16 protein-coding genes and 2 tRNA genes are annotated in these 20,053 nt (G+C 65.3%); 7 read left to right on the forward strand and 11 right to left on the reverse strand.

Translation table 11 applies throughout. From position 1 onward, the window contains the following. Nucleotides 1-21 precede the first annotated feature (21 nt). From rplI to rnr, 6 genes are all read right to left on the reverse strand, one after another. Nucleotides 22-468 carry a 50S ribosomal protein L9 gene (rplI, locus tag HU735_RS15775; protein WP_011535934.1) on the reverse strand — a complete coding sequence of 149 codons (447 nt, stop codon included), beginning with the start codon at nt 466-468 and terminating at the stop codon, nt 22-24. Nucleotides 469-488: 20 nt separating this feature from the next. Further along, nucleotides 489-1,355 carry a hypothetical protein gene (locus tag HU735_RS15780; protein ID WP_186714255.1) on the reverse strand — a complete coding sequence of 289 codons (867 nt, stop codon included), beginning with the start codon at nt 1,353-1,355 and terminating at the stop codon, nt 489-491. Between the two features lie 35 nt (nt 1,356-1,390). Then, complete coding sequence (gene rpsR / locus HU735_RS15785) at nt 1,391-1,621, reverse strand: 30S ribosomal protein S18 (protein ID WP_003249563.1); 231 nt, start codon at nt 1,619-1,621, stop codon at nt 1,391-1,393. Nucleotides 1,622-1,649: 28 nt separating this feature from the next. After that, entirely contained in the window at nt 1,650-2,075 is a 426-nt protein-coding gene (rpsF, locus tag HU735_RS15790; RefSeq protein WP_011535936.1) for a 30S ribosomal protein S6, read from the reverse strand. A 292-nt stretch (nt 2,076-2,367) separates the two neighbouring features. After that, entirely contained in the window at nt 2,368-3,114 is a 747-nt protein-coding gene (gene rlmB / locus HU735_RS15795) for a 23S rRNA (guanosine(2251)-2'-O)-methyltransferase RlmB (RefSeq protein ID WP_186714256.1), read from the reverse strand. Further along, a complete protein-coding gene (gene rnr, locus HU735_RS15800) occupies nt 3,111-5,684 on the reverse strand; it encodes a ribonuclease R (protein ID WP_186714257.1) in 2,574 nt (857 codons plus the stop codon). Before rnr ends, rlmB begins: the two co-directional genes overlap by 4 nt. Nucleotides 5,685-5,955: 271 nt before the next feature. Here rnr and HU735_RS15805 point away from each other — a divergent pair. The 4 genes from HU735_RS15805 to HU735_RS15820 all read left to right on the forward strand — a co-directional run bounded on the left by HU735_RS15805 (nt 5,956) and on the right by HU735_RS15820 (nt 9,078). Further along, nucleotides 5,956-6,042 (forward strand) — tRNA-Leu (locus tag HU735_RS15805). An 87-nt stretch (nt 6,043-6,129) separates the two neighbouring features. Further along, nucleotides 6,130-6,216 (forward strand) — tRNA-Leu (locus HU735_RS15810). Between the two features lie 283 nt (nt 6,217-6,499). Further along, nucleotides 6,500-7,513, forward strand: a complete 1,014-nt coding sequence (locus HU735_RS15815; RefSeq protein WP_186714258.1) for an extracellular solute-binding protein — start codon at nt 6,500-6,502, stop codon at nt 7,511-7,513. Then, nucleotides 7,513-9,078, forward strand: a complete 1,566-nt coding sequence (locus tag HU735_RS15820; protein WP_186714259.1) for an iron ABC transporter permease — start codon at nt 7,513-7,515, stop codon at nt 9,076-9,078. Before HU735_RS15815 ends, HU735_RS15820 begins: the two co-directional genes overlap by 1 nt. Nucleotides 9,079-9,213: 135 nt before the next feature. Here HU735_RS15820 and HU735_RS15825 read toward each other — a convergent pair whose 3' ends face one another. Further along, nucleotides 9,214-11,148 carry a methyl-accepting chemotaxis protein gene (locus HU735_RS15825; RefSeq protein WP_186714260.1) on the reverse strand — a complete coding sequence of 645 codons (1,935 nt, stop codon included), beginning with the start codon at nt 11,146-11,148 and terminating at the stop codon, nt 9,214-9,216. A 255-nt stretch (nt 11,149-11,403) separates the two neighbouring features. On the opposite strand from HU735_RS15825, the gene HU735_RS15830 reads away from it, so the two are divergent. Then, nucleotides 11,404-13,137, forward strand: a complete 1,734-nt coding sequence (locus tag HU735_RS15830) for a C13 family peptidase (RefSeq protein ID WP_186714261.1) — start codon at nt 11,404-11,406, stop codon at nt 13,135-13,137. 27 nt (nt 13,138-13,164) lie between these two features. Further along, on the forward strand, nt 13,165-13,806 hold the full coding sequence (locus tag HU735_RS15835; protein ID WP_186714262.1) for an oxidoreductase: 642 nt from the start codon (nt 13,165-13,167) through the stop codon (nt 13,804-13,806). A gap of 94 nt (nt 13,807-13,900) precedes the next feature. On the opposite strand, the gene HU735_RS15840 is transcribed toward HU735_RS15835, so the two are convergent. From HU735_RS15840 to HU735_RS15855, 4 genes are all read right to left on the reverse strand, one after another. Then, complete coding sequence (locus HU735_RS15840; protein ID WP_050707139.1) at nt 13,901-14,188, reverse strand: YceK/YidQ family lipoprotein; 288 nt, start codon at nt 14,186-14,188, stop codon at nt 13,901-13,903. Further along, nucleotides 14,185-14,814 carry a flavin prenyltransferase UbiX gene (gene ubiX / locus HU735_RS15845; protein WP_050707140.1) on the reverse strand — a complete coding sequence of 210 codons (630 nt, stop codon included), beginning with the start codon at nt 14,812-14,814 and terminating at the stop codon, nt 14,185-14,187. Before ubiX ends, HU735_RS15840 begins: the two co-directional genes overlap by 4 nt. Further along, nucleotides 14,811-16,160: a UDP-N-acetylmuramate:L-alanyl-gamma-D-glutamyl-meso-diaminopimelate ligase gene (mpl, locus tag HU735_RS15850; RefSeq protein WP_186714263.1), complete on the reverse strand. Its 1,350-nt coding sequence runs from the start codon at nt 16,158-16,160 to the stop codon at nt 14,811-14,813. The genes ubiX and mpl overlap by 4 nt, the downstream gene beginning before the upstream one ends. A gap of 66 nt (nt 16,161-16,226) precedes the next feature. Continuing rightward, on the reverse strand, nt 16,227-18,200 hold the full coding sequence (locus HU735_RS15855; protein ID WP_186714264.1) for a sigma-54-dependent Fis family transcriptional regulator: 1,974 nt from the start codon (nt 18,198-18,200) through the stop codon (nt 16,227-16,229). A gap of 267 nt (nt 18,201-18,467) precedes the next feature. Here HU735_RS15855 and HU735_RS15860 point away from each other — a divergent pair, with 267 nt between their 5' ends. Further along, nucleotides 18,468-19,988 (forward strand): aldehyde dehydrogenase family protein, encoded by a 1,521-nt coding sequence (locus HU735_RS15860; RefSeq protein WP_186714265.1) that lies wholly within the window; start codon nt 18,468-18,470, stop codon nt 19,986-19,988. Nucleotides 19,989-20,053 lie beyond the last annotated feature (65 nt).

Genomic DNA, 20,053 nt, shown 5'->3' on the forward strand with positions numbered 1-20,053 from the left:
GAGCCAGCCGGTCAGCGCAGCTTAGGCAGCTACGACGACCACACGTACGGTGGCTTCAACGTCGCTGTGCAGGTGCACGGCTACGTCGTATTCGCCAACCTGACGGATGGTGCCGTTCGGCAGACGAACTTCAGCCTTGGCCACTTCAACGCCGGAGGCGGTCAGGGCGTCAGCGATGTCGTGGGTGCCGATCGAACCGAACAGCTTGCCTTCGTCGCCAGCGGTGGCAGTGATGGTCACTTCCAGCTCGGCCAGTTGGGCAGCGCGGCTTTCAGCCGAAGCTTTCTTGTCTGCTGCGGCTTTTTCCAGCTCGGCGCGGCGTTCTTCGAACGCGGCCAGGTTGGCGGCGTTGGCAACGGTGGCCTTGCCGAATGGCAGCAGGAAGTTACGGCCGTAACCAGCCTTAACGTTTACTTTGTCGCCCAGGTTGCCCAGGTTGGCGACTTTTTCCAGCAGGATCAGTTCCATTTGGTAAAACCTCTTAACTTTTAACCTTCACCGTTCGCGGAGTCGTCACCCTGTGAAGGGGACTTGCGACCGCGAAAATCAATCAGGCTGTCGACAATGGCCAAAACCACGAGCAACGGATACATCAGCTGCATGAGCAGCGGCAGCGTCACGTACATCCCCACCAGCCAGAAACCGGCCAGTCGCCGCTGCGCCACCAGCCCATGAACCAGGGCGATGCCAGCAAGCAGCAGCACCAGGCTGGAGGCGGAGGCCAGGACGATGAACGACGACCCGAGGAACGGGCCCAGCACCATCAATGACACCAGCACCAGCATTGGCACCAGCGGCAGCCTCAGCTCGCGAAACTCGCGGGCGAAACCGCCGGGGTTGTACAACGCAGCCTGCCAATAGCGCGCCAGCATCAAAGCCAGCAGGCTGAACAGCTGCAGCATTACCGCACTGGAAGCGACCAGCAACGGGCCGATCAGCTCACCAGGTAGCACCGGTTGGCCCTCGATCTGCGGCAGGGCTTTTTCAAGCGCCTTGGCCAGCACCTCGAAGGTCTCGCGCATCACCGCGTCCAGGATCAGGCTGTACAGCAAGCCTAATGCGACACTGGACAGCAGCACCCGGGTCCAGGAATGCCCGGCCCGCAACAAGGCGGCCAGACCCAGCGTTCCCAACAGCACCAGCAAGGTGCTCGGTTCGCCGAAGAACGCGATGATCAACGCTGGCAAAAGGCCCCAGGCGATAACCGATGACGCGTCCTTGAACCCGCGCCGCAGGAGCACCAGGCTCCCGGCGGCGGCACTCAACCAGAACAGCAGCGGCAGTACCGCGCTGATGACCACCACCAGGGTGGCCTGCACACGACCGCGCATGATGAAACTTGCCAACGCTCGCATGCTTATCCCTTGCTACTTAAGTCGACGACCCGGTCTCAGCGGCCGTGGCTGTCGGTGTAGGGCAGCAGGGCCAGGAAGCGGGCGCGCTTGATAGCGGTAGCCAGCTGACGCTGATAACGAGCTTTGGTACCGGTGATGCGGCTTGGAACGATCTTGCCGGTTTCGGATACGTAAGCTTTCAGGGTGTTGAGATCTTTGAAGTCGATCTCTTTCACGTCTTCAGCAGTGAAGCGGCAGAATTTACGACGACGGAAGAAACGTGCCATGTGATTGGCTCCTCAAAAGGTCCGTGGATTACTCGTCAGCGTTATCGCTGTTGTCGCTGTCATTGCTGTCGTCGCCTTCGGCGCCATCAGCATGCTCAGGACGTTCGCGACGCTCACGGCGCTCGCTGCGGTTCTCTTCTGCCTTGAGCATCTCGGACGGGCCGGTAACGGCTTCGTCACGACGGATGACCAGGTTACGGATCACGGCATCGTTGTAGCGGAAGTTGTCTTCCAGCTCGGCCAGGGCCTTGCCGGTGCACTCAACGTTCAGCATCACGTAGTGAGCCTTATGAACATTGTTGATTGCGTAGGCCAGTTGACGACGGCCCCAGTCTTCCAGACGGTGGATCTTGCCGCCGTCTTCTTCGATCAGCTTGGTGTAACGCTCAACCATGCCGCCGACTTGCTCGCTCTGGTCCGGGTGAACCAGGAAGATGATTTCGTAATGACGCATGAATGCTCCTTACGGGTTAGTAGTCTGCCAGCGAATCTGGTCAGACAAGGAGTGAATGACACTGTAAGTCTTGCCCCGGCGTGTAGGCGCATGCGCACCGGCCAGCTGGCAAGGGGCGCAATTGTAGAGAAGGCCGGGGGGACAAGCAAGGTGATTGGCGAATATTTGAACAGCCGGAAACACATTTCGCGGGCAACCATGGAACGTGGGAGCGGGCTTGCCCCGCGATACGATGTCGAGTCCACCACCATCGCGGGGCAAGCCCGCTCCCACGCTGCCCGATATCAAGCCATCAGCGCTTGATCTGACGCTGCCTCACGGCCTCGAACAGGCACACCCCGGTCGCCACCGAGACGTTCAGGCTGCTGACGCTGCCCGCCATCGGCAGCTTGACCAGGAAATCGCAGTGCTCGCGGGTCAGACGGCGCATGCCCTTGCCTTCGGCGCCCATGATCATCACCAATGGACCGGTCAGGTCCTGCTGGTAGATCTCCTGCTCGGCCTCGCCGGCAGTGCCCACCACCCACAGGCCACGCTGCTGGAGTTTTTCCAGGGTGCGGGACAGGTTGGTCACGGCCACCAGCGGAATCACTTCCGCGGCGCCGCAGGCCACTTTGCGCACCACGGCGGTCAGGCTCGCGGACTTGTCCTTGGGAATCACCACGGCGGTGGCACCGGCAGCATCGGCAGTGCGCAGGCAAGCGCCAAGGTTGTGCGGATCGGTGACACCATCGAGCACCAGGATCAGTGGCGGCGTCTCGGTGCGTTCGAGCAGCTCCTCGAGCATCAGTTCGCCCCACACCTGGCTCGGGCTCACCTCGGCGACCACGCCCTGGTGCACGCCCTCGACCCAGGCGTCGAGCTCACGACGCTCGGCCTGGCCGACCTGGACGCGGTTTTCCGCGGCCAGGGCCAGCAAGGCCTGGATGCGCGGTTCGCTGCGCCCCTCGGACAGCCAGATCTGCTTGACGCGCTTGGGGTGGTGCTGCAGCAGCGCCTGCACGGCATGCACACCGTAGATCTTTTCCAGCTGACTCATGACTTGCTCTTGCCCTTTCGTGGCGCGCCGGACTTCGACGGCCCCTTGCGATGCTTGGTCTTGCCCGACGCCTTGGCGCCCTTCTCCGCTTTGCCGCCGGCGTGAGCGCTGTGCTTGGCGTCGCTCATCAGCGCCTTCTTCATCTCGCGGCTCTTGCGCACCTCGGCGTTACGCTGCACCGCGTCTTTCGGGAAGTACGCCTCGGCGGTCTCGCTCTTGCGGCTGCGCGGCTTGGGCGAGATCTTCGCCTCGGGCGCCGCTGCCGGCTCCGCCGCGGCCTTGCCGGCAGGCGCGGCGGACTTGCGGCCGACCGGCGCGTTGACGGTGGCCTCGGACATCTCGAAATCGATCTTGCGCTGTTCGAGATCGACGCGCATGACCTTGACCTCGACCGTGTCGCCCAGGCGGAAGCTGCGGCCGCTGCGCTCGCCCGACAGACGGTGGTGTACCGGGTCGAAGTGGTAGTAGTCGCCCGGCAGGGCGCTGACATGCACCAGGCCTTCGACATAGATGTCGGTCAGCTCGATGAACAGGCCGAAACCGGTCACCGCGGTGATCACGCCAGGGAAGGTCTCGCCCACGCGGTCACGCATGTACTCGCACTTGAGCCAGTTGACCACGTCGCGGGTGGCCTCGTCGGCGCGGCGCTCGGTCATCGAGCACTGTTCGCCCATCTGGTCGAGGGTGTTCTCGTCGTACGGGTAGATGCGCGCCTTGGGGATGCTCATGGCGCCGGCACGCTTGACGTGCGGGGTATCGACCTTGGAGCGGATCACGCTGCGGATGGCACGGTGCACCAGCAGGTCCGGGTAACGGCGGATCGGCGAGGTGAAGTGGGTGTAGGCTTCGTAGTTCAGGCCGAAGTGGCCGTTGTTCTCGACGCTGTACACCGCCTGGCTCAGCGAGCGCAGCATGACGGTCTGGATCAGGTGGAAGTCCGGACGCCCGGCGATGCTCGCCAGCAGTTGCTGGTAGTCCTTGGGCGATGGGTCCTTGCCCTTGTGCAGGGTCAGGCCCAGCTCGCCGAGGAAGGCGCGCAGTTTTTCCAGGCGCTCCGGCGGCGGACCGTCGTGCACGCGGTACAGCGCAGGCACGTTGTGCTTCTGCAGGAACTCGGCGGTGGCGACGTTGGCCGCCAGCATGCATTCCTCGATCAGCTTGTGGGCATCGTTGCGCACGGTCGGACGAATTTCGTCGATCTTGCGGTCTTCGCCGAAGATGATCCGGGTTTCCTGGGTTTCGAAGTCGATCGCGCCACGGGTGTGACGGGCGTCGACCAGCACCTTGTACAGGTTGTACAGGTTCTTCAGGTCCGGCAGGACTTCCTTGTATTCCTCGCGCAGCGCCTTGCCTTCACGGGTACGGGCATGTTCGAGCATGCTGCTGACCTTGTTGTAGGTCAGGCGCGCGTGGGAGTGGATCACCCCTTCGTAGAACTGGTAGTCGACCATCTGGCCGGCCTTGTTCATGGTCATTTCGCAGACCATGGCCAGGCGATCGACGTGCGGGTTCAGCGAGCACAGGCCGTTGGACAGCTCCTCGGGGAGCATCGGCACCACGCGCTCGGGGAAGTACACCGAGTTGCCGCGCTGCTGGGCCTCGACGTCCAGGGCCGAGCCCAGGCGCACGTAGCTGGAGACGTCGGCGATCGCCACGTACAGGCGCCAGCCGCCGGAGAACAGGCGCAGCTTGCCCAGCGGTTCGCAATAGACGGCGTCGTCGAAGTCGCGGGCGTCCTCGCCGTCGATGGTGACGAACGGCAGATGGCGCAGGTCGACGCGCTTTTCCTTGTCCTTCTCCTCGACTTCGGAGCGGAACTTGCGCGCTTCCTTGATCACGTCCTGCGGCCAGACATGCGGGATGTCATAGCTGCGCAGGGCGATGTCGATCTCCATGCCCGGCGCCATGTAGTTGCCGATCACCTCGATCACGTCGCCCTGGGGCTGGAAGCGCGGAGTTGGCCAGTGAGTGATCTTGATCGAGACGAACTGGCCGATCTTGGCGCCGCCGTTGCGCCCGGCGGTGACCAGCACTTCCTGCTGGATCTTCGGGTTGTCCGGGGTCACGTAGCCGATGCCGCCTTCTTCGAAGTAGCGGCCGACCACGCTTTCATGGGCGCGGGAAATGACTTCGACCAGCACGCCTTCACGGCGGCCACGGCGGTCGACGCCGGACACCCGGGCCAGGCCGCGGTCGCCATCGAACACCAGGCGCATCTGCGCCGGGCTGAGGAACAGGTCCTCGCTGCCGTCGTCGGGGATCAGGAAGCCGAAACCATCACGGTGGCCGGATACGCGGCCGCAGATCAGGTCGAGCTTGTCCACCGGGGCATAGGTGCCGCGCCGGGTATAGATAAGCTGACCATCGCGCTCCATGGCACGCAGGCGGCGGCGCAGGGCTTCGATCTGGTCTTCTTCATAAAGACCGAACTCCTCGGCCAGCTGTTCGCGGGCAGCCGGTTCGCCACGGTCGGCGAGGCGCTGCAGGATCAGCTCACGGCTGGGGATGGGGTTGTCGTATTTTTCCGCTTCGCGAGCGGCCTCGGGATCGAGGGATTGCCAATCGGCCATCAGAAAGGATTCACCTTGGGGTATATAGAGTGGAATTCTGGCATAGGCGTATTGAAACCGGAAATGTCAGCCTTGGACAGCCCCGGCAGTGTGTCCGTCGTGCGGCAATAGGCCTGCGGAATCAACAAGTTGAATTTTTTGAATTTTTTTTCGTTCGGGGGGTTTACAGGCATCAGGAGCGTCCGTATAGTGCGCACCACAACGACGGACAACCCCGAAGTTGTAGTAGAGATGAACGACGCTGTAAAGCATCTTGTAATCTCGAATGTGTGCCCAGGTGGCGGAATTGGTAGACGCGCTGGTTTCAGGTATCAGTGGCTTAACGGCCGTGGAAGTTCGAGTCTTCTCCTGGGCACCAAATTTTTCAAGTAACAGATGACCAAGGATCTGTTACTACTGTGTGAAAGCGAACGATAGTCGCCTTCCTCAGATGATGCAAAGCTTTGCCCAGGTGGCGGAATTGGTAGACGCGCTGGTTTCAGGTATCAGTGACTTAACGGTCGTGGAAGTTCGAGTCTTCTCCTGGGCACCATACAAAAACCCACTAGCTTGCTAGTGGGTTTTTTCTTGCCTGCGATTTTTGCAGCCGACCAACGCCCTCCCCTGTAGGAGCGGCCTTGTGTCGCGAAAGGGTCGCACAGCGACCCCGGCGATCTTGACGTGAACGCTGAAACCGAGGGCCGCTGCGCGACCCTTTCGCGAAACCAGGCCGCTCCTACACAGATCCCATGAATTTCCCGTCATGCGCCCATTTGAGAAACAATTTCGTTTACCATTGTTTCCAAATATGTAGCCGTAAGCGAGGAAGTACCCGCATGACGATCCGCCCGCAACCGCTGATGCGCGCCCTGGCCGCCGCAGTTCTGAGCCTGGTGATCGGCGCTCCGGCCGCCCTGGCAGACGAACCGGTCACGCTGACGATGTACAACGGCCAGCACAAGGAAATCGGCGACGCCATCGCCAAGGCCTACGAGGCCAAGACCGGCATCCATATCAATATCCGCAAGGGCAGCAGCAACCAGCTGGCCAGCCAGATCATCGAGGAAGGCGCACGCTCGCCGGCCGACATCATCTACACCGAAGAGTCCCCGCCCCTGAACAACCTGGGCGAGCTGGGCCTGCTGGCGAAGATCGACGACGCCACCGCGAACATGATGCCCAAGGAATACGTAGGTGCGAATGGCACTTGGATGGGCATCACCGCCCGTACCCGTATCGTGGTGTTCAACCCGAAGAAGATCGACGAGAAAGACCTGCCGACCACGGTCATGGACTTCGCCAACCCCGAGTGGGAAGGGCGCGTCGGCTACGTCCCCACCAGCGGCGCCTTCCAGGAACAGGCCGTGGCCATCCTGAAGATGCATGGCCGCGAAGCCACCGAGGAATGGCTGACCGGCCTGAAAGCCTTCGGCAAGACCTACACCAACAACATGGTGGCCCTCAAGGCCGTGGAAAAAGGCGAAGTGGCCGCGGTACTGGTGAACAACTACTACTGGTATGCGCTTGAGCGCGAGCGCGGCAAGCTCGACTCCAAGCTGTACTACCTGGCCGATGGCGATGCCGGCAACCTGGTCACCATTTCCGGCGCCGCGGTGGTCAAGGCCAGCAAGCACCCCAAGGAAGCCCAGGCCCTGCTCAACTGGATGGCCAGCGAAGAAGGCCAGCGGGTAATCACCCAGACCACCGCCGAATATCCGCTGCACAAGGGCATGGTCTCGGACCGTGGCCTGAAGCCGTTCGAGGATCTGCGCCCGCCGAAGATCTCGCCGGCCGACCTTGGCAATGCCGAGGAAGCCATCGAGCTCGAACGTGAGGTTGGCCTGCTCTGATGACCGCCGCCCTGCCCTCGCCCGCCTTGTCGCGCTTCGTACCGAAGCGCAAGCGACCCTCCGTCTGGGTGGTGTTGCCCGTGTTGTTCCTGGTGGCGATGAGCCTGTTGCCTCTGCTTTATGTCGGGCTCAAGGCCTGGGAAGCCGGCTGGCACGAAGCCCTGCGCCTGCTCTGGCGTCCGTTTGTCTGGGGCCTGCTGCGCAACACCCTGCTGCTGATGGTCGGCGTCACCGTGCTGTGCCTGGTGGTGGGCGTGGCCCTGGCCTGGCTATTGGAGCGCAGCGACCTGCCGGGGCGGCGCCTGTGGGGCGTGGTGCTGTGCCTGCCGTTCGCCGTGCCGTCGTTCGTCAGCAGCTTCACCTGGGTGTCGCTGAGTTCGGACTTCGAGGGCTTGGGTGGGGCCATTCTGGTGATGGCGCTGTCGAAATACCCACTGGTGTTCCTGCCGGTGGCCGCCACCCTGCGCAACCTCGACACCTCGCTGGAGGAATCGGCGCGCACCCTGGGCTGCGGCCGCTGGGGCGTGTTCCACAAGATCACCCTGCCGCTGCTGTGGCCATCGATGCTGGGTGGCGCGCTGCTGATCGCCCTGCACATGCTGGTGGAGTTCGGCGCCCTGTCGATCCTCGGCCTGCAGACCTTCACCACGGCGATCTACCAGCAGTTCGAGCTGGAGTTCAGCAACGCCAACGCGGCCATGCTCTCGGCGGTGCTGCTGGTGCTGTGCCTGGCAATGCTTTGGCTGGAACTGCGGGTGCGCGGCAAGGCCCGCCATGTGCGCATTGGCCAGGGCGTCGCTCGTCGCGCGCAGCCGCTGCGCCTGCGCGGCTGGATGCCACTGGGGCAATTGTTCTGCCTGGCCCTGGCGGTGCTGGGCAGCGGCATTCCGCTGGCAATGCTCGGCTACTGGCTCAGCGTCGGGTCGTCGGCGGCCTTCCCGGTCGCGGCCATCGGCAAGGCCTTGGCCACGTCGCTGTCGGTATCCCTGGGCGGCGCCGGCTTCTGCGTGTTGCTGGCCCTGCCGATCAGCTTCCTGGTGGTGCGCTACAAAGGACGCCTGGCGATCTGGGCCGAGCGCCTGCCGTACCTGCTGCACGCCCTGCCCGGGCTGGTGATCGCCCTGACCCTGGTGTTCTTCGCCCTGCACTATGTGCCGGCGCTGTACCAGACCACCGCGCTGCTGATCCTGGCCTATGCCTTGCTGTTCCTGCCCTTGGCGCAGTCGCCGGTGCGCACCGCACTGAACAAGGCCTCGCCGACGCTGGAAGAAGCCGCGCGCACCCTGGGTGCGAGCAGTTTCGCGGCGTTCTGCCGGGTCACCCTGCCGATCATCTTCCCGGCGATGGCGGCGGCGTTCGCCCTGGTGTTCCTGGATGCGATGAAGGAGTTGACCGCGACCTTGCTGCTCAGCCCGACCGGCATGACCACCCTGGCCACCGAGGTGTGGGCGCACACCGCCAACGTCGAGTTCGCGGCGGCGGCGCCTTATGCGGCGTTGCTGATCGTGGTGTCGGGATTGCCGGTGTATCTGCTGACCACGCGGATGTATCTGAACAAGGCGTAACACCCGCTGGGGCCGCCTTGCGGCCCAATCGCGACACAAGGCCGCTCCCACAGGTACTGCACTGGCTTCAAGATCAGCGCCGAACCTGTGGGAGCGGCCTTGTGTCGCGATGCGAGGGCGCAGCCCTCGCCCGAGTCAGGCCCTGAACTGCCCCAGGCTGGCGCGCAACTGCGCCGCCAGGTCATCCAGTACCTTGCTGCTGGCCGTGGTCTGCATCACCACCTCGGCCGAGCGCTCGGCCTGGGCATGGATATTCTCCACCCGCCCGCGCACCGCCTGCGCGCCATTGGCCTGCTGCTCCGCCGCGCGGGTGGCCAGGCCGATCGCCGCATGCACCTGCTCCACCGCCGCCTGCACCGACTGCTGACGACGTTCGTTGTCACGCAGCACCAGCAAGCCTTCGCTGGCCTGGCGCCCGGCCTGGCTGATGGTCGCCACCGCCTCCTTGGCCCCCTGCTGCAGGGCGGCGATATGCGACTGGATATCCCCGGTCGAGCTCTGCGTCTTGCTCGCCAGCGCCCGCACCTCGTCGGCCACCACGGCGAAACCACGCCCGGTTTCGCCGGCCCGAGCCGCCTCGATGGCGGCGTTCAGCGCCAACAGGTTGGTCTGTTCAGCAATACCATGGATCACCGTCAGCACCACCTCGATCTGCTCGCTTTGCTTGGCCAGGCGCTCGATCACCTGGGAGCCGGTCTGCACCTCGCCGGCCAGGTTCTCGATCAACCGCGCCAGCTGGGTGGAGGCGCGGCTGTTCTCGTCGGTGGCCTGACGAATGTCCACCACCTGCTGCAACGCCGCCTGCATGGCATGACTCTCGGCCTGGGCCTCGTCGGCCATGCTCGACAGGTCGCGCAGGCTTGCCGCCACTTCGTCGCGTTGCAGCGCGGCAGCGGCATCGGCCCCCGCGTTGCGCTGGGCCATGCTGCCGATCTCCACGCCGGTGCGCTGTGCTACCTCACCGGCCTCGCGAACGATGGGCTGGAGTTTGTCGACGAAGCGGTTGACCGCCGAGGCCATGTCGCCGATCTCGTCACGGCTGTCGAGCTTGACCCGCTTGGTCAGGTCGCCCTCGCCCGCGGCCAGGTCGTTCAGCGCAGCGATCAGCAGGCCGAGCTTGCTCAGCACCCGGCGCCCGAGCACCACCGCCACCACCACCAGCACGCCCAGCCCGACCAGCACCAGGCCCAGGCCGATGCGCCAGCGCAGCTCGGCGGCGGCATCGCGCACGGTCTGCGCGGTATTGGCCTGCATCGCCGTGGCGCTGTTCTGCGCCGTCTCCAGCCGCGCCCGCAGGGCCTTGCCGCTGTCGGCGGCGGCAGCCACCAGGCTGTCGCCGACCAATTGCTCACCACTGGCGATCAGCGCGGCGAAGCGCTGGTCGAGGGCCTTGAGCTCCTGGTCGACGCCGGCGGTGGAGACGCCCATCAGCACCTTGCCGATCTCGGCACCGTTGGGGTTGATCGAGGCCTCGACGTAGTACACCGACGGATCCTTGCGCGCGGCGTCCAGTACCTTGTCCAGCGCCCGCTCACCCTGCCCCTTGTCCATCAGCGCCTGGTTGATCGGGTTCTGTCGGTTGAGGTAGCGGGTCAGGTGCTGGCCCTGGGCGTCGTCATAGATCACGAACAGCACATTGGGGTTGCGCTGGGCGCGACGGGCGAAGTCCGACAGCGTCGGCACGTCATTGTCCCAGATCGCCCGCGGCGCGACCGAGGCCAGCAGCTCGGCCATGTCGTTGGCCGAGTCCTTGAGGTTCTTCTCCAGGGTAGCGCGCAGCTGCTGCTGTTCGCCCTGCAGCCGCTCGGAAAGACCGGCACTGAGGCGTTGGCGGGTACTGGCCGAAAGGCTGTCGAGCCCGGCACGGACATCCTGCCCGGCCTGCTCCAGTTCGGCGGCCAGTTTCTGGCTGTCGTTACCCAGGCGCGCGCCCAAATCGGCCTCCAGGGCGGTGACCGTGCTCCGCGTCAGTGCAACGGCAACCAGCACCTGCACCAGAAGAGCGATACCAAGCGCAACAAACACAGGCCGCAAGAGGCGGCTTCGTAACAGTGAAAGGATGGCAGACACGTTGTAACCCTCGTGTTTCTGGCGCCATTACTTTGATGGCATCGTCAGAAACTTCTTACAGCAAGGGTTGTGCCGAAGGCAGCAGGTAAAAATGCCAGTATGCGCGGCATCTATACCGACACTGCCACGGGCAGGCCCGATCCCACAGGTACGGTGCGATTGCCATGGGTGTCGGCTTACCGGAAGAAGAGCCCCAATTCACCCGTCCAGGCATTCTGCGGCATACTCGACGCATCGATTTTCCCGGAACCCGCCATGCGCCGCCTGCTCCCCCTGACCCTGATCCTGTTGCTCGCCGCCTGCGGCGAAGGCGAACCGCTGTCGCCCCCGGACGCCCGGCTGCCCGATGGCGGTCGCTACCGTGGCCAGGTAGTCGACGGCCTGTTGCAAGGCGAGGGGCGCATCGACTACCCCAATGGAAGCTGGTACGCCGGCACCTTCAAGGACGGCCAGTGGCATGGCCAGGGCGAATGGCACGGCAGCAACGGCGAGGTCTATCGCGGCCAGTTCAGCGCCGGCCTGTTCCAGGGTCTGGGCGACCTGACCACCCCCGGCAGCCACTATGCGGGCACCTTCAAGCATGGCCGCCGCGACGGCGAGGGCGCGCTCAGGCAGAACGACCAGACCTACCGCGGCCAGTTCAAGGACGACCAGTATGAAGGTGCCGGCCAGCTCGAACTGGCCGACGGCAGTCGCTACCAGGGCCTGTTCGCCAAGGGCAAGCCCAACGGCGCCGGGGTGCGCAGCGACGCCAGCGGCAACCAGTTCAGCGGCCACTTCAGCGACGGCCAGCTGCAAGGCGCCGGCACCTACGACAGCGCCGACGGCGAGCAGTACATCGGCGAATTCAAGGACAACCGCCTCGAAGGCCGGGGCCGCTACGAGAGCGCCGACGGCGACGTCTGGATCGGCGACTTCAAGGATGGATCGCTGGTCGGCCAGGGCGAACTGCTGGGCAGTGACGGCAGCCGCTACAAAGGTGGTTTTCGCGACTGGCGCTTTGCCGGCAACGGCACCTTGCAACTGGCCGACGGCAGCCAGTATGTCGGCGGCTTCGTCGATGACGCCTACCACGGTCGCGGCAAGCTGACCCATCCGGACGGCCGGGTCGAGAGCGGCACCTGGGTCAACGGCGTGCGCGTGCGCGATGCCCAGGGCAAGCTGCTGCCCGACCCGCTGGACCTGGCCCTGCTCAACCAGGGCAAGCTGCTGGCCGATGCCCTGGCCAAGGTGCCGGCCTCGGAGCCGCCAGTGCAGCTGTACAGCCTGGTGGTGGCCGGCGACGGCCAGCAGAGCGTGTTCCTGCGCGAGGCCGACTATGTCAGCAACATGCTCAAGGTGCGCTTCGGCGCCCACGGCCAGGTGACCCTGGTCAACCATCGCGACCATCTGGCCGACCGCCCGATGGCCACCCGCGAGAACCTCAGCCGCGCCGCCCACACCCTGGCCGAGCGCAGCGGCCCCGAGGACCTGGTGTTCATCTACCTGACCAGCCACGGCAGCCACGACCACCAACTGGTGCTCGACCAGCCGCGCCTGCAACTGGCCGATCTATCCGCAGACGAGCTGGCCAGCGCCCTGGCCCCGCTCAAGGACCGCGACAAGGTGATCGTCATCTCGGCCTGCTATTCCGGTGGCTACATCGCCCCGCTCAAGGACGACCGCACCCTGGTCATGACCGCCGCCCGCCCCGACCGGGTGTCGTTCGGCTGCTCCGAAGAAGCCGATTTCACCTATTTCGGCGACGCCCTGTTCGCCCAGGCGCTGAACCAGACCGACGATCTGAAACAGGCGTTTGAACTGGCGCGGCAAAGCGTTGCCGAAAGAGAACGAAGGGAAGGCTTCGAAGCCTCGGAGCCACAGCTCTGGGCGCCGCCAGCAGTGATCAGCCACTGGCAGCGCCTGCGCCGCCAACAGGCCGAGCAAGCCCTGCGCAATGAAGCCCAGCCAGCTTCGGGGCAACAGGCAAAAAAACCTGGCGCCCACTAAGCTGTGTAGTAACGAGGGAGAGACATCATGTACCTGACGCCCCAACATGTCCTGCTTGCCGGTGCCACGGGTCTGACGGGTGAACACCTGCTCGACCGCCTGCTCAACGAGCCCACCATCAGCCGCGTGCTGGCACCGACCCGCCGCCCCCTGGCCGAGCACCCGCACCTGGAAAACCCGGTGGGCGACCCGGCCGTGTTTCTCCCGCAACTGGCCGGCCGCGTCGATATCGCCTTCTGCTGCCTGGGCACCACGCTCAAGCAGGCAGGCTCGGAAAACGCCTTCCGCGCCGTCGACCTGGACATGGTCGTGGCCTTCAGCAAGCGTGCCCGCGAGATGGGCGCACGCCACCTGCTGGTGATCAGCGCCTTGGGCGCCGATCCGAAATCGTCGGTCTTCTACAACCGGGTCAAGGGCGAGATGGAAGAGGCGCTCAAGCAGCAGGACTGGCCGCAGTTGACCATCGTGCGGCCTTCGTTGTTGCTCGGAGAGCGCATGGAGCCGCGCCTGGGTGAGCGCATGGCGGCGCCGTTTGCCCGTCTGATACCGGGCAAGTACCGGGGTATCGAGGCCTGCACCCTGGCTCGGGCGCTGTGGCGCCTGGCGCTGGAGGAGGAAGACGGGATTCGGGTGGTCGAGTCGGACGAGTTGCGAAAACTCGGCAAGTAATAGCGTTGACCTGTTATGGCCCTTTCGCGGGTAAACCCGCTCCCACAGGTTGTGCACAGGCCCTGTGGGAGCGGGTTTACCCGCGAAAGGGCCGCTACAGACCGCCCGTGGCGTTGAACCCCACCCCCGCCGCCGTCAACAACGACAACGGCAGCAGCAAGGTATCCAGCAACGCGCTCCCCGGCAGGTCCAGCCCCGGATAGGCCGGCGCCTCGGCGCCAAAGCGATCCTCGGGGCAACAACCGCCATTGATCACGTACAGGTCAAGCCGCGTCCCGGCATACACCACCGGCGCCCCCGGTTTGTTGGCATCGAGGGTGCGCACCGTCGCGCAACCACCGAGCTGAGCCAGTATCACCAGCCCCGCCAGCACCCGCTTCAATCATCGACCCCGTAGTGATGCTCGCCCCAGCGCGGCAGCATGTCCTGCGGGATGTTCAGCAGGTTGAGGATGCGCGCCACGACGAAATCGACCAGGTCGTCGATGCTCTGCGGCTGGTGGTAGAAACCCGGGGCCGCCGGCAGGATCACCGCGCCCATCTGCGACAGCTTGAGCATGTTCTCCAGGTGGATGGTGGAGAACGGCGCCTCGCGCGGCACCAGGATCAATTGCCGACGCTCCTTGAGGGTCACGTCGGCGGCGCGCTCGATCAGGTTGTTGCAGGCACCTGTGGCGATCGCCGAGAGGGTACCGGTGGAACAGGGCACCACCACCATCGCCGCCGGCGCGCCGGAGCCCGAGGCCACCGGCGACATCCAGTCTTCCTTGCCGTACACGCGGATCTGCCCGTCGGCCGCGCCGGTGTACTCGGTGAGGAACGCCTGCATGGCCTGGGGCTTGGCCGGCAGCAGCACGTCGGTCTCGGTGGCCATCACCAGCTGCGCGGCCTTGGAGATGAGGAAGTGCACCTCACGGTCCTCGCGCACCAGGCAGTCGAGCAGGCGCAGACCATACTGCGCCCCGGAGGCGCCGGTCATGGCCAGGGTGATGCGTTCCGGCCCGTTCACTTCAGCGCCTCGGCCAGCTTGCCGTGCAGGCCGCCGAAGCCGCCGTTGCTCATGATCACCACATGGGTGCCTGGGCGGGCCTGGCCCTTGATGCGCTCGATGATGGCTTCGAGGCTGTCGGCCACCACGCTTGGCACCTTGCACTGCGCGGCGGTGCCCGCCAGGTCCCAGCCCAGGTTGGGCGGCGCGTACCAGATCACCTGGTCGGCATCGTTGACGCTCTCCGGCAGGCCATCGCGGTGGGCGCCGAGCTTCATGGAGTTGGAACGCGGCTCGATCACCGCGATCACCGGCGCCTCGCCGACGCGCTTGCGCAGGCCGTCGAGGGTGGTGGCGATGGCGGTCGGGTGGTGAGCGAAGTCGTCATAGATAGTCACGCCTTGCACTTCGGCGACCTTCTCCATGCGCCGCTTGACGCTCTTGAACGCGCTGAGGCCTTCGATGCCCATGGCCGGCGCCACGCCGACATGCCGGGCAGCGGCCAAGGTAGCCAGGGCGTTGGCGACGTTGTGCTGACCGGTCAGCGCCCAATCCACGACACCCTGCGCCTCACCGTCGAACAGCACCTCGAAGCGCGAACCGTCGGCGCTGAGCAGGCGCGCCTGCCATTGCCCGCCTTCGCCGGTGGTCTGCACCGGGGTCCAGCAGCCCATGCCGATGACCCGCTCCAGCGCCTGCTCGGTGGTCGGGTGGATGACCAGGCCTTCGCTGGGGATGGTGCGCACCAGATGGTGGAACTGCCGCTCGATGGACGCCAGGTCCGGGAAGATGTCCGCGTGGTCGAACTCGAGGTTGTTGAGAATCGCGGTACGCGGGTGGTAGTGGACGAACTTGGAGCGCTTGTCGAAGAAGGCGCTGTCGTACTCGTCGGCCTCGACCACGAAGAACGGCGTATCGCCCAGCCGCGCCGACACCGAGAAGTTCTGCGGCACGCCGCCGATCAGGAAGCCCGGGCTCATGCCGGCATGCTCCAGGACCCAGGCCAGCATACTGCTGGTGGTGGTCTTGCCATGGGTACCAGCCACGGCCAGCACCCAGCGGCCCTGCAGCACATGATCGGCCAGCCACTGCGGGCCGGACACATAGGGCAGGCCCTTGTTCAGCACGTACTCCACCGCCGGGTTGCCCCGCGACATGGCGTTGCCGATCACCACCAGGTCCGGCGCCGGCTCCAGCTGGGCCGGGTCGTAGCCCTGGGTCAGCTCGATGCCCTGGGCCTCGAGCTGGGTGCTCATCGGGGGATAGACGTTGGCGTCGGAGCCGGTGACGCGGTGGCCCAGTTCCTTGGCCAGCACGGCCAGCGAACCCATGAAAGTGCCGCAAATACCGAGAATATGAATGTGCATGATCGACCTCGCAAAACGTCGAGGCAGGGTAGCCCAGGGCGAGGGAAATCGCACTCGCTGTTTCGCTCAACCGGCCCTGGCGATGCCGTGTTTGCGCAGTTTTCGATACAAGGTATTGCGGCTGATGCCCAGGTGCTCGGCGACGCGGGTCAGGTGCCAGCGGTTTGCCTCCAGTACGGTGAGCAAGGCCTGGCGTTCGGCCCCCTCAAGGCAGGTACGCCCACTGTGGGAGCGGCGGTGCGCCGATGCGACTTGCCCCGCGATGGCGTCGGCAGTGTCATTGGCGTTGCCTGGTCGCGCGCCATCGCGGGGCAAGCCCGCTCCCACGTTGCGCACCACCAGCGGGAGATCCCGATACTCGACTCGCCCCTCCTCGCACAACGCCACCACGGTGCGCAGCACATTCCTCATCTGCCGCACGTTCCCCGGCCAGGTGAAGTCCAGCAGCGCCTGGCGGGCGGCCGGGTCGAGGCCGATGGCCTGGCCCTCGGCCTCCTGCGCCAGCAGGAAGTCGAGCAACTGCGCCTTGTCGCTGCGCTCGCGCAGCGCCGGCAGGGCCACCTCCAGGCCATTGAGGCGGTAATAGAGGTCTTCGCGGAAACCACCCTGCTCCACCCGTTCCAGCAGGTCACGGTGGGTGGCGCTGACGATTCGTACATCCACCGCCTGCGGCTCGCCACCGATGGGCACCACCTGGCGCTCCTCGAGCACCCGCAGCAGGCGGGTCTGCAGCGCCAACGGCATGTCGCCGATCTCGTCCAGCAGCAAGGTGCCGCCATCGGCCTGCAACAGCTTGCCGCGCATGCCTTCCTTGCGCGCGCCGGTGAAGCTGCCGCCGCGATAGCCGAACAGCTCGCTTTCGATCAGGCTCTCGGGAATCGACGCACAGTTGATTGCCACGAACGGCTTGTGCCGGCGCGAACTGGCCTGGTGCACGGCCTGGGCGAAGGCCTCCTTGCCGCAGCCGGTCTCGCCGCGCAGCAGCAGGGGCACGTCGCGCTCGAACACCCGCACGGCACGACGGAACTCCTCGCGCAGGGCCGGATCGAGCAGGCAGATGCCGGGGGCGCTGGCCTGGGGCAAGGCCACCGGCACCGACCACACCGGCGTCCGGGCCTGGCCGCGCAGGCTGGCGAACACCTGGCGGCCATCGCGGGTATGCAGCGGCCAGGCGCTGTTGCCCTGGGGCGTGGCGCGACTGAACAGCTCGTCGTGGCTGCAGGCGAAGAACCTGTCCAGGGGCTTGCCCAGCACGCCGCCACGGATGGTGCCCAGCAGGTTCAAGGCGCTCTGGTTGGCGGCGCAGATCCGCCCGTCGCCATCGACGGCCAGCAAGCCCTCGCTGAACAGCCCGACCGACTCGGCCTGCAGGTGGAAGCGCAGCAGCCACTGCTGCTCGAAATGGCGCAGGAAATAGCAGCTTTCGATCATCTTCGCCGACAGGTTGACCAGGGCCATGGTGTGGAACTGGCTCTGGCGCGATACATCCGGCCGCGCCGACGACACGTCGAGCACCGCCAGCAGCTCACCATGGGGGTCGAACACCGGGCTGGCCGAGCAGGTCAGGCCGGTGTGGCGGCCACGGAAATGCTCGTCCTGGTGAATGGTCAGGGCCTGGCGCTCGACCAGGCAGGTGCCGATGCCATTGGTGCCCTCGCGGGCTTCGCTCCAGTCGGCGCCAAGCCACAGCCCGGCGCGCTCGAAGATGCGCCGCTCGCCGGGGGCGGTGACGCAGTTGAGGATCACCCCGCGGGCGTCGGTCAGCAACACGGCGTGCCCGCTGCCGGAGAGCTGCTGATGCAGGCTGTTCATTTCGTTGTCGGCGATCTGCAGTACCTGGTGCAGGCGCTCGCGGCTCTCCAGCAGTCGGCCGTGCTCGAGCACCACCGGGGCCTGGGCCCGTGCCGGGTCGAGGTGGTAGTCCTCCAGGCAACGCAGCCAGGAGCGGGCGATCGACGGGTCACTGCCCGGCCCGCTGGCCTGGCCGTGGGCGACCGTGAGCACTTGCTGGGCATGGCGGCTGAACGGGTTGCTCTGCATTTGTAGTTGTTCTCCGCAGATAGAGCGTGTCGCCAGCATCCTCCAGGCGGGAACGCTTTGCAATGGTGCACTGACCCTGCGGTCACGGGCTGTGTCGCAAACGGTACAAAGTGTCACCCAGACCGTGCCAGCCCTGGCACAGGGCAGCGCCAGTCACTGCCCGATCTTGACCCAAGTCATTGATACACAAGGACCTCCAGGCACTGGCCCGACCTTTGCTCTACGCTAGGAAACTCCGCAACAATCACAACGACCAGGAGACACACCATGCGTTACGCACATCCCGGTACCGAGGGCGCGAAGGTTTCCTTCAAGAGCCGCTACGGCAACTACATCGGTGGTGAGTTCGTTCCTCCGGTAAAGGGTGAGTACTTCACCAACACCTCGCCGGTGAACGGCCAGCCGATCGCCGAGTTCCCCCGCTCCAGCGCCGAAGACATCGACAAGGCCCTCGACGCCGCCCACGCCGCCGCTGATGCCTGGGGCCGCACATCGGTGCAAGACCGCTCCAACGTCCTGCTGCGCATCGCCGACCGCATCGAGCAGAACCTCGAACTGCTGGCCATCACCGAGACCTGGGACAACGGCAAGCCGATCCGCGAAACCCTCAACGCCGACATCCCGCTGGCGGTCGATCACTTCCGCTACTTCGCCGGCTGCATCCGCGCCCAGGAAGGCGGCGCCGCCGAGATCAACGAAACCACCGTGGCCTATCACATCCACGAACCACTGGGCGTGGTCGGGCAGATCATCCCGTGGAACTTCCCGCTGCTGATGGCTGCCTGGAAGCTGGCCCCGGCCCTGGCCGCCGGCAACTGCGTGGTGCTCAAGCCCGCCGAGCAGACGCCGCTGGGCATCACCGTGCTGCTGGAGCTGATCGGCGACCTGCTGCCCAAGGGCGTGCTCAACGTGGTCCAAGGCTATGGCCGCGAGGCCGGTGAAGCCCTGGCCACCAGCAAGCGCATCGCCAAGATCGCCTTCACCGGCTCCACCCCGGTCGGCGCGCACATCATGAAGTGCGCGGCCGAGAACATCATCCCGTCCACCGTCGAGCTGGGCGGCAAGTCGCCCAACGTCTACTTCGAGGACATCATGCAGGCCGAGCCTGCCTTCATCGACAAGGCCGCCGAAGGCATGGTGCTGGCGTTCTTCAACCAGGGCGAGGTGTGCACCTGCCCGTCGCGCGCCCTGGTGCAGGAGTCGATCTACCCGCAGTTCATGGAAGTGGTGATGAAGAAGGTCCTGCAGATCAAGCGCGGCGACCCGCTGGACACCGACACCATGGTCGGCGCCCAGGCATCCCAGCAGCAGTTCGAGAAGATCCAGTCGTACCTGAAGATTGCCCAGGAAGAAGGCGCCGAGCTGCTGACCGGCGGCAAGGTGGAGCAACTCGAAGGCGCGCTGGCCAGCGGCTACTACATCCAGCCGACCCTGCTCAAGGGCAACAACAAGATGCGCGTGTTCCAGGAAGAGATCTTCGGCCCGGTGGTCAGCGTCACCACCTTCAAGGACGAAGCCGAGGCCCTGGCCATCGCCAACGACACCGAGTTCGGCCTCGGTGCCGGCGTGTGGACCCGCGACATCAACCGCGCCTACCGCATGGGCCGCGGCATCAAGGCCGGCCGCGTATGGACCAACTGCTACCACCTGTACCCGGCGCATGCCGCGTTCGGTGGCTACAAGAAGTCCGGCGTCGGCCGTGAAACCCACAAGATGATGCTCGACCACTACCAGCAGACCAAGAACCTGCTGGTGAGCTACGACATCAATCCGCTGGGCTTCTTCTAAGTTCGGCTCATCGCGGGGCAAGTCGGGTCGCGTGCACGAACCGCTCTGGCCCGCTTCCTGCAAAA

This window comes from Pseudomonas sp. BW16M2, assembly GCF_014268865.1.
Lineage (GTDB): Bacteria > Pseudomonadota > Gammaproteobacteria > Pseudomonadales > Pseudomonadaceae > Aquipseudomonas > Aquipseudomonas peradeniyensis.